The sequence below is a fragment of the Nocardiopsis prasina DSM 43845 genome (genome assembly GCF_000341265.1).
In the GTDB taxonomy this organism is placed as follows: Bacteria; Actinomycetota; Actinomycetes; order Streptosporangiales; family Streptosporangiaceae; genus Nocardiopsis; species Nocardiopsis prasina.
Genome location: NZ_ANAE01000133.1, coordinates 56,821 through 68,867 on the forward strand (window position 1 = coordinate 56,821; position 12,047 = coordinate 68,867).

Below are 12,047 nucleotides of genomic sequence, written 5' to 3' on the forward strand. Positions count from 1 at the left end.
GTTTTGGTCGTATCGTTGGCGGGGCGTGGTTCTGGTCTTGTGCCTGCTCAGCCCTGGTCGTCCGATGAATGCGTGGTTTGCGGTCTTTAGTGGCCATATGGGTTGTTTGTTAGCGTTTGTTACGTTTTGGCTACACAGGCGGACTTTGGACGACGTGCACTCAAAGGGCGAGTAAATTGGTCGTTGTGTAACATCCCGGGCGGAAAGGTCCGTGTTGTGCCCAACCTCTCAACGGTTCGGCGCGTCACGTGCCAGTACCGACGAGACGGGCCATCCTCTCGCCCCGTCGGTCCAACGCCCACGCCAGCCAGAGTCGAGAACCGGCAGGCCCCACCGTGAGACCCCAAGGGTCACCCCCTGAGCGGCTCACGCGTGGGATCAGTCCCCTCGGCCAGAAGCGTATGAGTGGAGAGTGGTGGCCTGATGAGCGCGCCCTCGCATGCCCCTGAGACGACCGAACCGGTCGACTCGGAACCCGGCGCGTCGGCCTCGGGTCGCAGCGACGCCGACAATCGGTCCCTGAGGCAGATCGCCTGGCAACGACTGCGCCGTGACAAGGTCGCCATGGTCTCCGGCCTGGTCGTGGTCCTGCTCATCCTGGCCGCGATCTTCGCGCCCTTCCTGGTCAAGCTGTTCGGGCACCCGCCCACCCAGTTCCACCAGGACCTGATCGACCCGAGCCGTCGCGTCCCCTACCTCGACCCCGAGAACCCGGACGCGGGCATCGACCGCTGGGGCGGGATCAGCTCCGACCACCTGCTGGGCGTCGAGCCCACCACCGGTCGCGACCTCTTCAGCCGTATCCTCTACGGCGCCCAGATCTCCCTGCTGGTCGCCTTCCTGGCCACGCTCGTCTGCGTGGCCCTGGGCACCCTGCTCGGCATCATCGCCGGTTACATGGGTGGCTGGGTCGACACCGTCATCAGCCGTGCCATGGACATCTTCCTGGCCTTCCCACTGATGCTGTTCGCGATCGCCCTCGTCGGCGTCATCCCCGACGGCGTCTTCGGCCTGACCGGCAACGGGCTGAGAATCGGCGTCATCGTCTTCATCATCGGCTTCTTCAACTGGCCCTACATCGCCCGCATCGTCCGCGGACAGACCCTCGCCCTGCGCGAGCGCGAGTTCGTCGAGGCGGCCAAGAGCCTCGGCGCCAGCAACCGGCACATCCTCTTCAAGGAGATCCTGCCGAACCTGGTCACGCCGATCATCGTCTACTCCACGCTCCTGATCCCCACGAACATCCTGTTCGAGGCGGCTCTGAGCTTCCTCGGCGTCGGCATCAACCCGCCCACTCCGAGCTGGGGCAAGATGCTCTCCGAAGCGGTGCCCTTCTACCAGACGGCGCCCTACTTCATCATCTTCCCCGGACTGGCCATCTTCATCACCGTCCTGGCGTTCAACCTCTTCGGTGACGGCCTGCGCGACGCCTTCGATCCCCGGACCTCGGACTGACCCGACCCCGAGCGGGGAGGCCCGTCTCCCAATCCGCTCACAAGTCCGGTCAACCCATGTTCCGACCATCCCCATACCAGGTTCAGAGAGGTACTTCCTTGATGAAGCGCACCCTCGGATTCGTCGCGCTCGGCGCGGCGGCGTCCCTCTTCCTGTCCGCCTGCGGCGGCGCCGCCACCGGCGGCGGCTCCGACTCGGCCGACAGCTTCGACCTCGGCTCCACCGAGGTCGTCAACGCCTCGGACAAGGCCGGCGGCACGCTCAAGTACGCGCTCGCCGCGGACTTCGACTCCACCGACCCGGCCAACACGTACTACGCGTTCAACTGGAACTTCTCCCGTTACTACGCTCGTACGCTCCTCGCCTTCAACACCGAGCCGGGCGACAACGCCACCGACCTGATCCCCGACATGGCCGTGGATCTGCCGGAGCCCAACGACGACTTCACCGAGTGGACCGTCAAGATCCAGGAAGGCCTCAAGTACGAGGACGGCACTGCGATCACGGCCCAGGACATCAAGTACGGCATCGCCCGCGCCAACTTCAACGGCGGCGTGTTCACCGAGGGCCCGCAGTACTTCAAGGCCCACCTGGACCAGGACGACCACAACGTCTACGACAACGGTGACGACCCGCTCGCGGGCTTCGACTCCATCGAGACCCCGGACGACCACACCCTGGTCTTCCACCTCAAGGACTCGTTCTCCGAGTTCCCGAACGTGCTGACCCAGCCGCAGACCGCCCCGGTGCCGATCGAGGCCGACCGCGAGGCCCTGTACCAGGAGAACGTCCTCTCCTCCGGCCCGTACAAGTTCGACGGTCAGTACGAGCCCGGCGTCAAGCTGAACCTGGAGCGCAACGAGCACTGGGACTCCGACACCGACCCCGTCCGTCAGGCCCTGCCCGACCGCATCGAGGTCGAGATCGGCGTCTCCCAGGACGAGATCGACGAGCGCCTGCTCAGCGGCGAGATCGACGTGGACCTCGCCGGCACCGGCGTGGGCCCGGCGATGAACGCCCGCCTCCTGGACGACGAGAGCGCCCAGGGCAACCTGGACAACCCGTTCTCCGGCGCCCTGCGCTACGTGAACATCCACCTCCCGATCATCGAGGACGTGGCCTGCCGCCAGGCGATCATGTACGCCGCCGACCGCGACAGCATGTGGCGCGCCTGGGGCGGCGCGACCGGCGGCGACCTCGCTACCAGTCTGCTCCCCCCGGCCATCCCGGGCTCCAACACCGACTCGGACCTGTACCCGTCCGCCGACAACAAGGGTGACCTGGACAAGGCCCAGGAGAAGCTCGACGAGTGCGGCGAGTCCGACGGCTTCAAGACCAACATCGCGGTCCGCACCGAGCGCGAGAAGGACGTCCAGACCGCCGAGGCCCTCCAGCAGTCGCTGGCCCGCGTCGGCATCGACGTCGAGATCAAGTCGTTCCCGTCCGGGGACTTCTTCGGCCAGTACGCCGGTTCGCAGGACTACGTCCGTGAGAACAACATCGGCCTGAGCGTCTCGGGCTGGGGCCCGGACTGGCCGACCGGCTACGGCTTCGCCTCCAAGATCACGCACGGCGACGCGATCATGGCGACCGGAAACTTCAACACCTCCGAGCTCGACGACCCCGAGATCAACGGTCTCTGGGACGACGCCCTCAAGACCGAGGACCCGGACGAGCGCGCCGAGCTGTACACGCAGATCGACACCCTCGTCATGGAGAACGCCGCCATCCTGCCGGTGGTCTTCGACAAGACGCTGATCTACCGCTCGGACGAGCTCACCAACGCCTACTACCACCCCGCGTACATGATGTACGACTTCATGGCGCTGGGCGTCGACCGGGGCTAGGTCCCGAAATACCAGCCTGAACTAGTACGAGAAGGCAGGTGAAAGCGGCGGGGAGCCCGAGGCGATCCCCCGGGTGTCCCGCCGCCGACCGCGATGCTGAATTATGTTCTCCGCCGCCTTGGTGCGGGTCTCTTGCTTCTCGCCGTCGTCACGGCGGTGACCTTCTGGATCTTCTACGTCCTGCCCAGGTGGGCGGGCGTCACCCCGCACGGCATGGCGGCGATGTACGTGGGCAAGGCGCCCACCCCGGAGGCGCTCGACGCCACCGTGGAGCGCCTTGGCCTCGACCAGCCCGTCGCGGTCCAGTTCTACGACTTCATCCGTACGCTGCTGCTCGGCCAGGAGTTCACCTTCGGCCGTGAGACGGTCCAGTGCGCGGCCCCGTGCCTCGGGTACTCCTTCACCACGAACTCCCCGGTGCTGCCGCAGCTCCTCGACCGCCTCCCCGTCACCCTGTCCCTCGGCCTCGGTGCCGCGGTGATCTGGGTCATCGGCGGTGTGGCCGTCGGCGTGCTCTCCGCTGTCAAGAAGGGCAGCATTTTCGACCGCCTGGCCATGGGCGTCGCCCTCATCGGCGTCTCCCTGCCCATCTACTTCACCGGTCTGCTCGCCCTGGCCTTCCTGGTCCACGAGTGGGGCCTGTTCCCGGTGTCGCGCTACGTGCCGTTCACCGAGAACCCGGTGGCCTGGTTCCAGGTCATGTTCCTTCCCTGGGTGACGCTGGCGTTCCTGCACGCCGCCCAGTACGCACGCCAGACCCGCGCGGGCATGCTGGAGACCCTCAACGAGGACTACATCCGCACCGCACGGGCCAAGGGTCTGAGCGAGCGCAAGGTGATCTTCAAGCACGCCCTGCGCCCCACCCTGACCCCCATCGTCACCATCCTGGGTCTGGACATCGGCATGGTCCTGGGTGGCGCGATCCTCACCGAGACGGTGTTCTCCCTCAACGGCGTGGGTGCCTACGCGATCACCTCGATCGTGTCCAAGGACCTGCCCGTCGTCCTGGGCGTCACGCTCCTGGGCGCGGTGTTCATCGTCGTCTGCAACCTGATCGTCGACCTCCTGTACCCGGTCGTCGACCCCCGGGTGCGCATCGCCAGGTAGGGCGCGCCGCACACGCCCCAGCGCCGAGCGCTGAACCAGACCAGCTCTACTGAAGGAAATGTGACATGGCCTCGACCGGACCGGCATCGGCTGCCCCTGACGCAGTCGTGCGCGTGGATGACCTGCGGGTGACCTTCCCGACGATGGACGGCGACGTCCACGCGGTGAAGGGCCTGTCCTTCGAGGTGCCCGCCGGTGGCGCGCTGGGCATCGTGGGTGAGTCGGGTTCCGGCAAGAGCGTGACCTCGCTGGCCCTGATGGGTCTGCACCGGGGCAGCCGCGCCGAGATCACCGGGTCGATCGAGGTGGCCGGCCAGGACGTGGTGACCGCGAGCGACAGGAAGCTGCGGTCCATGCGGGGCAACGACATCGCGATGGTCTTCCAGGACCCGATGCAGTCGCTGCACCCGCAGTACACGATCGGCAACCAGCTGGTCGAGGCCTACCTGGTGCACCACCCCAAGGCCGGCAAGGCCGCCGCCAGGAAGCGCGCGGTGGAGGCGCTTGACAGGGTCGGTATCCCCGAGCCCGCCAAGCGGATCAACTCCTACCCGCACGAGTTCTCCGGCGGCATGCGTCAGCGCGTGGTCATCGCCATGGGTCTGATGTGCGATCCCAAGGTGCTGCTGGCCGACGAGCCCACCACCGCCCTGGACGTCACCGTGCAGGCGCGCATCCTCGACCTGCTCGACGAGCTGCGCCGCGAGCTCAACATGGCGCTGATCCTGGTCTCCCACGACCTCGCCGTGGTCGCCGGTTCCGTGGACGAGGTCGTGGTCATGCGACACGGCCAGGCCGTGGAGCGCGGCGACGTGCGCACGGTGCTGTCCTCGCCCGAGCACCCCTACACGCAGGCGCTGCTGGCCGCCGTGCCGCGCGTGGAGATGTCGCGGGCCGAGCGCCGTGCGCAGGACCGTGCCGACCGCGTCGAGCGGGAGAAGCGCGAGGGCACCGTCACCAAGCCGGGTGACTTCGAGGCCTTCACGCCCGCCTCCACCGAGGACGAGCCGCTGCTGCGGGTCCGGGACGTGGCCCAGCGCTTCAGGGTGCGTGGTGGTACGTGGGGCAGGGCGACCGACTTCTGGGCGGTCAAGGGCGTCAGTTTCGACCTGTTCAAGGGCGAGACCCTGGGCGTCGTGGGTGAGTCCGGGTCGGGCAAGAGCACGCTCTCCCGGATGGTCATGCGGCTGCTGGAGCCCACCGAGGGCACGGTGGAGTTCGAGGGCCGCGACATCACGCACATGCCCGAGCGGGGGCTGCGTCCGCTCCGCCGCGACGTGCAGATGGTGTTCCAGAACCCCTACTCCTCGCTGAACCCGCGTCTGACCATCGGCGAGAGCATCGGGACGGCCCTGCGGGTCCAGGGTGAGCGGGACGGGAAGAAGATCCGTTCGCAGGTGCAGGAGCTGTTGGAGCGGGTGGGTCTGGAGCCCAACCACTACAACCGGTTCCCGCACGCGTTCTCCGGAGGCCAGCGCCAGCGCATCGCCATCGCCCGAGCGCTGATCCTCAAGCCCAAGCTCATCATCTGCGACGAGCCGGTCTCGGCCCTGGACGTGTCCACCCAGGACCAGGTGCTGCGCCTGCTCTCGGAGCTCCAGGACGACTTCGGCCTCACCTACATCTTCGTCGCCCACGACCTGGCCGTGGTGCGCCAGGTCAGCGACCGCGTCGCGGTCATGCGCAAGGGCGAGATCGTGGAGATGGGTGACAGCGACTCGGTCTACGAGAACCCGCAGAGCGACTACACCAGGCAGCTGCTCACCGCCGCCCCCGTCCTGGACCCGGACGAGGCCCGTGACCTGCGCGCTGAGCGCGTCGCCAAGCGCGCCGCTGACGCCGCCTAGTCCCTGGGACGACTGTGACGGGGCCCCGGCCACTGGAGGACAGTGGCCGGGGCCCCGTGTTCGTTCCCCGGGGCGGGTGCGCCTACACGGGCTTGCGGAGTTCGGTGACGCAGTCGCGGTACTTGTCGACGGTGTACTGGCCCTCGGGGCCCCAGGAGGTTCGCTGCCCGGTGACCTCCAGTCCCGCCTCCCGGACCCAGCCCGCGAAGGCCTCGGGGGAGACGTCGGAGCGGTTGCCGTCATCGCGCCACCGGCGCTGGCTCAGCCACCGCTGGGCGATCCTCCCGGGGCGGCCCGCGCGCCGGTTCACCGGTGCCAGGCGCAGCGACCAGTCGGGCTTGCCCGCGTGGTGGATCACCGCGGTCGCCCCCGGTTCCAGCACGCGCGCGACCTCGCCGAGGTATCCGGAGATCACGTCCGGGTCCAGGTGAACGAAGACGTCGAAGGACCAGACGAACGAGATCGACGCGTCGGGGACCGGGTCCATCGAGTACCCGGGGGTGTGGTGGACGTCGAGGCCGTGGCGGCCCTCGAACCGCTCAAGGCAGCGGTCCAGACAGCTCTCGTTGACGTCCACGATCCAGACCCGGGGGGAGAGCTCCAGCAGGTGCTCGGTCCAGCGGCCGTGTCCCGGACCGATCTCCAGGGAGGTGCCCCGGGCAGCCCCTGGGGCGAGCAGCTCCGCGACCAGCCCGGCCTTCCACTCCTCGTAGGGCTGACCGCAGTAGGCGGCCATATGGGCCCATTCGTCACCGCTCCGCTCCCAGGTGTGCGTACCTCCCCAGGTCCGGCGATTCCAATCAACGGTGGGCATTTCTCTTCTTCCTCCCGGGGGTGGGTTCCGCGTTCGTGCTGGTGAATCGCCTCGAATCCTATCCCCGTGCCGGGTGGAGGTCCTTTTCGGAGAGGGCAGTCGTTTTTTGTGCGGATTCGCATTGCTATTTCGGAGATGATCCTTTCGGAGGCTTTTCGAACGCGGGAGAATGGGCTGACCGTGTCCCGGGAAGGAAGCCGGGATGGGCGAACTGGTGTTGGTCAGGCACGGGCAGACCGAGTGGAGCCGGGTGGGCCGGCACACCGGCCGCACCGATCTTCCCCTGACCGAGGAGGGCGAGCGACAGGCGGGGGCGGTGCGCCCGATGCTGGAGGACCGGGAGTTCGCGCTCGTGCTCACCAGCCCGCTGGACCGGGCGGTGCGTACCGCCGAATTCGCCGGTCTCGAAGGCGCCGAAACCCATCCCGATCTCGTGGAGTGGGACTACGGCGCCTACGAGGGGATCACCACTGCCGAGATCCACCGGAACACGCCCGACTGGAACCTGTGGACGGACGGGGTGCCGCCGGGGGCGAAGGGGTTTCCAGGTGAGGGCCCGCAACAGGTGGGCGCGAGAGCCGACCGGGTGCTCGACCACCTCGCCCCGGCGCTGGAATCGGGCGACGTCGTCCTGGTGGCACACAGCCACCTCCTGCGCGTCCTGACCGCCAGAAGGCTCGGGCTGCCGCCTTCGGGAGGGGCTCTGTTCCGTCTCGACACGGGTTCGGTCAGTACTCTCGGAACGGAACACGGGCGTCCCGTCCTGACCTCCTGGAACCGTTCCTGGTAGTCCTGGGGAATGAGTCATCGAAAAAGGCGTGGTCGCGAGGAAAAGGCGATTTCGTGTTTTGTGCCCGCCGGTGTTCTGGGTACGGTCCCCGTGGATGGACATCGAAGCGCGAACAGGAAACGTACTCCCGATCCCTCGTCCACGCCCCGCTCCCGATGACGGGCCACCTCCCCGCTCGCTCCCGCCCCCTGACCCACGCCACCCCAACCGCCCCGGTCAGTAGACCGGTCGGCCGTCCGTGTCGGCTCCCTCTCCCGGCACGGACGTCCGCTCCACCCGCAGACGCCGGGCCTCCACGGCCATACGCGCCCTGCCTCCGGGAACGAGCCCTCCCAGGGACAGCCCAGCGGGAACCATGCCGCAGGCTGACCGGTCTCCCCGCCCAGGGCAGGGCCCGGTCCAGGACCGTCGCCTCTTCGGGCACGACCGGTGTCGCGTAGGACCGCGTCCAGGGACCGCTGTTCAAGGGGATCTCGTCGCATCCCCGTGACCGTGGCGTCGCGGTACGACACAACGGGTCCACGCACCGGACGGGACCCACCGGTGGTGGGCGGCCGTCACAATGGAGGGATGTCGAAGCGCCCACGCCTCCAGCCGCCCCAGTCCGCAGACCAGCCCTGTCCCTGCGGCAGGACCCGGGCGTACGGCCAGTGCTGTGGGAGGCTGCACGACGGCTCCGCGAAGGCCGCCACCGCGGAGGACCTCATGCGCTCGCGGTACAGCGCCTTCGCCGTCGGCGACGAGGCCTACCTCCTCCGCTCATGGCACCCGGACACACGCCCGGCCGGGGTCGAACTGGACCCGGCCACCGAATGGGTCGAACTGGAGATCCTCGGTACCGGTCAGGGGACCCCCTTCCACAACGAGGGCACCGTCGAGTTCCGTGCCCACTACCGGGAGGGCGGCCAGGCGGGGCGGGTGCACGAGCACAGCCGATTCCTGCGCCACGACGGCGCCTGGGTCTACCTCGACGCCCTGTAGGGCCAGACGCCGGACCGTCACGAACAGGGGCGTCGGAGGCACCGGCGACCCGCGCGGGTCACCCGGGCACGGTGTGGGCGCGGGCGGCCGGTCCCCGTGTTCGGGCGGACACGGACCGTCGGTGCGACACGGTAGGAAGGAACCGTGAACACCCCCCGACCGACCGGAGCCTGACATGTCGTCCCACATCCCCGAGACCACCGGCATCCCCGACCCGGTGCGTCAGGGCGAGACACTGGAGTCCATCGCCGCCAGCCTGGCCGCGATCATGCCGGAGAACTGGCAGAACGTCACGTACAGGTTCTGGCGGGTGGGGGGCTTCTCCCACGAGGACGTGGTCGCGGCGAGCACCGACGGCGCGGTCCACGGGTTCCCCCCGCCCCCGGAGGCCACGCAGGGCGCCCTGGCTCTGAAGGACCTCTTCCACGAGGCCGGCAAGGGCACCTGGCTGTCCGTGACGGTCTCGCTCGAGGCCCCGGGAGGTTCCGCGCCGAGTACAACTACGACACCGAACCCGGTCTCCCCGAGGACGTCGCGCCTGTGGCCTACCTCCAGGAGCTGCGCCGCTACCCCCGGGGCGGGGACACGCTCCCGCAGTGGTGGGCCGGTCAGCTGGAGCGCACCCGGCCGGAGGAGCTCGACCGGCTGTACGCGGACTTCGGTGCGGACCTGGTCGCCGCCTGCCGGAAGGCCGGCCTGAGCGCGGAGTACGCACCTCCCACCAGTACGAGCCTGAACGTGCCCGGGATCGGCGCACTCCCGGACAGCGACCTGCGGGAGACCTTCGAACGAGCGGCCGTCAGCTCAGCCGGGGCCAGGTCCGAGATCGCCGCGAGCGTGGCGAACCACCTGGTGGACAGCGCGCGCGAACAGGGCATCCTGTCCGCCCTGACCTCCGACGGCGCCGTGGTGGTGTCCGCGCTCCGCGACGCCTTCCACGAGGTCGGCGCGCAGGCCTCCTTCCAGGGAGTCAACACCCTGGTCGTCCAGCTCCCCGACGGCCCGAGCATCAGCACGGACATCGGCTCCTTCCGCTCCGGGGTGGAGGGCGCCACCCCCGAGCAGGTCAACCAGCACGCCTGCGCGTTCGCCCACGCGGCCCTCGAACAGTTCGCCCAGGCCACCAGGAACAACCAGGCGGTCAGCACTCCCGCCTCCGGGCGGTTGCGGGTCCGGCTCTACCCCGCCAGCGCCTTCCCCGAGGGCGTAGTGGAACAACTCCTGGCGCGGGAGATCGCCCCCGGCCTGTGGCAGACGGTGGTCATCGACAGCCCCGAGTCACTCCAGCCGGTGTCGCGGGTGACCCACGAGCAGTCCGGACGCCCCGACGCCGAGGTCTTCACCGAGGCCGTCGCCAGCGCGCTGGAGGAGCCGGTGGAGGCGAGCGAACACGAGCTCAGCGGGGCGAGGATCGTTCACCTGGGTGCCCAGCACCCGTACGTCGGGGCCCACGCGCACGCGCTGGACCGGTTCGTGGGGGAGGCCCCGTACGGAGTCCTCGTGGCCTTCCCCGTACCGCAGGTGATCCTCGCCCACCCGCTCGGTCAGGGACACCCGATCGCGGGGATGGACCACCTGGGCCAGCTTGCCCAGCGGTTCGCCGACGACGCCGAGAAGCCGATCAGCCCGCAGCTGTACTGGTGGCACCCGGGGTCACGGGACCGCGCGCAGGGGGAGCCGCTCGACCTGCGACCGGTCGGGATGACCCTCGACCACGAGACCAGGTCGGTCACCCTGCACACCTCGGACGACGAGTTCGCCTCCCTCGTCGACTCCCTGGTGCGACAGGGCTGAGGTGCGGGCCCGGTGGTCAGCGCCGTTCGCGCAGCCGCCGGGCCAGCTCGCCCGCTCGGGAGGCGGTGTCCGGATCGGGGTGGTGGCGGGACAGGGCGTCCAGGACGGGGAGGGTGTCCGGGTGCGCTCGCAAACGGACCGGATCGGGGTCCTCCAACACGGTCCGCTCGACGTCCGGGGTGCCCTCGGCGGACAGGAACTCCGGCAGGTCCGCGTTGTCGGGGGTCATCGCCGCTGCGATCATGTCGATCACCACCCACGGTCCGTGCTCACCCAGGACCCGGTCGATGCCCCGCTGGGTGAGCATCCCCGAGGAGAGCAGGACGACCGCCGCCATGCTGGCCACGGCGGGGCGCGGTGAGTGCAGCAGGGAGCGCAGTTCGGGCTCCAGTTCGGAACTCGTGGTGTTGAGTACCTGGGTGCCCACCCAGCGGCGCAGGGCCACACCGGGCCCGTGGACGACCGCGCTGATCTGCCGCAGTGCCTCGGCGGGGCCGCGCCGGTCCAACCAGGGACCGGCCTCGGCGAGGCGTTCCTCGACGGGCAGCACCGACAGCGCGTCCAGGAAGCGCGCGGCGCGGGCCTCGGCGAGGGTGTCCACCAGCGGAGCGTGGATGCCCACCTCCAGCAGGAGCTGGCGGACCCCGTAACGGCCCAGAGCGGTGAGTTCGACGGTGCAGTGGCCGTGACCGTCCGGCCCCGTGGCGTGGGTGGGGCGGTGGTCCAGGGCGACCGCCCCGGTGTCGGAGAGCTGCCACAGGACGTGCAGGAGCAGGTCGGTGGCGCTGGTCACGGGAGGCGTCGGGGAGAGCAGCGCCTCACGCGCCAGGGTGTCCAGGTCAGGGCGGGAACCGTCAGGGGCCTCGTACAGGTGGCGCAGTACCCCGGGGAGCAGGTCGGGGCCGGTGGTACCGGGGGTGGGCGGGTCCGATCGGGTGAGTTCGCCCCGGGCGTGCTCGATGGTGTGCTCGAACTCCCGGAACCACCAGCCCAGGACCTGCGCGGGGTCGCGCACCCGGTGTTCGAGTCCCGGTGCGGGGCGGGCGTGGGCGTCGTCGATCTCCACCAGGCCCAGGCGCAGGGCTGCCGACCAGGGGACGACGAAGTGGGCGACATCGGCCACCGAGTGGAGCCCGCCCAGCCAGGTGGCGCGCTCCGTGACGAGACAGGGGAGGTCGGGCGGCCAGAGCGCGAACCGGGTGATGGCGGTCCGGGCGTCGTCGATGCCGGGCACCCCGTGCCGAGTGACCGGGGTGGCCGGGGCGCTCCAGCGGGCCAGGCTGAGGGCGTCGCACAGCAGTGGGGAGTCCAGCGCCATCCGGGCGAGGGCGTCGGCGGGGAGCAGTGACACGGGCCTTGCGGCGAGGGGTGGGTGCTCCGGGTTCGACGGGTCATGAGAGGGCATGTCCGCT

The 12,047-nt window shown here is 69.4% G+C and carries 10 protein-coding genes; 7 read left to right on the top strand and 3 right to left on the bottom strand.

The features are described from left to right. Positions 1 to 423: 423 nt before the first annotated feature. The 4 genes from D452_RS0114465 to D452_RS0114480 all read left to right on the top strand — a co-directional run bounded on the left by D452_RS0114465 (position 424) and on the right by D452_RS0114480 (position 6,256). Positions 424 to 1,455, top strand: coding sequence for an ABC transporter permease (locus D452_RS0114465; protein WP_017544869.1), 1,032 nt, complete (start codon positions 424 to 426; stop codon positions 1,453 to 1,455). A gap of 98 nt (positions 1,456 to 1,553) precedes the next feature. Beyond that, positions 1,554 to 3,302, top strand: a complete 1,749-nt coding sequence (locus D452_RS0114470; RefSeq protein WP_026129313.1) for an ABC transporter substrate-binding protein — start codon at positions 1,554 to 1,556, stop codon at positions 3,300 to 3,302. A 93-nt stretch (positions 3,303 to 3,395) separates the two neighbouring features. After that, on the top strand, positions 3,396 to 4,409 hold the full coding sequence (locus tag D452_RS0114475) for an ABC transporter permease (RefSeq protein WP_026129314.1): 1,014 nt from the start codon (positions 3,396 to 3,398) through the stop codon (positions 4,407 to 4,409). Between the two features lie 65 nt (positions 4,410 to 4,474). Then, the gene (locus tag D452_RS0114480; protein WP_017544872.1) at positions 4,475 to 6,256 is read left to right on the top strand and encodes an ABC transporter ATP-binding protein; all 1,782 of its coding nucleotides are present in this window, start codon (positions 4,475 to 4,477) and stop codon (positions 6,254 to 6,256) included. 82 nt (positions 6,257 to 6,338) lie between these two features. Here D452_RS0114480 and D452_RS0114485 read toward each other — a convergent pair whose 3' ends face one another. Continuing rightward, complete coding sequence (locus D452_RS0114485; RefSeq protein WP_083927525.1) at positions 6,339 to 7,070, bottom strand: class I SAM-dependent methyltransferase; 732 nt, start codon at positions 7,068 to 7,070, stop codon at positions 6,339 to 6,341. A 202-nt stretch (positions 7,071 to 7,272) separates the two neighbouring features. On the opposite strand from D452_RS0114485, the gene D452_RS0114490 reads away from it, so the two are divergent. Both D452_RS0114490 and D452_RS0114500 read left to right on the top strand, forming a co-directional pair. Beyond that, the gene (locus tag D452_RS0114490; protein WP_017544874.1) at positions 7,273 to 7,860 is read left to right on the top strand and encodes a histidine phosphatase family protein; all 588 of its coding nucleotides are present in this window, start codon (positions 7,273 to 7,275) and stop codon (positions 7,858 to 7,860) included. Between the two features lie 570 nt (positions 7,861 to 8,430). Continuing rightward, entirely contained in the window at positions 8,431 to 8,841 is a 411-nt protein-coding gene (locus D452_RS0114500) for a YchJ family protein (protein ID WP_026129315.1), read from the top strand. Positions 8,842 to 9,063: 222 nt separating this feature from the next. On the opposite strand, the gene D452_RS31710 is transcribed toward D452_RS0114500, so the two are convergent. Continuing rightward, positions 9,064 to 9,192: a hypothetical protein gene (locus D452_RS31710; protein ID WP_275040728.1), complete on the bottom strand. Its 129-nt coding sequence runs from the start codon at positions 9,190 to 9,192 to the stop codon at positions 9,064 to 9,066. A gap of 189 nt (positions 9,193 to 9,381) precedes the next feature. Between D452_RS31710 and D452_RS28320 the strand changes: the two genes are divergently transcribed. Further along, the gene (locus D452_RS28320) at positions 9,382 to 10,635 is read left to right on the top strand and encodes a hypothetical protein (protein ID WP_017544877.1); all 1,254 of its coding nucleotides are present in this window, start codon (positions 9,382 to 9,384) and stop codon (positions 10,633 to 10,635) included. Between the two features lie 16 nt (positions 10,636 to 10,651). Here the strand turns inward: D452_RS28320 and D452_RS0114510 are convergent, their stop codons facing one another. Next, positions 10,652 to 11,986, bottom strand: coding sequence for a hypothetical protein (locus tag D452_RS0114510; protein ID WP_017544878.1), 1,335 nt, complete (start codon positions 11,984 to 11,986; stop codon positions 10,652 to 10,654). Positions 11,987 to 12,047 lie beyond the last annotated feature (61 nt).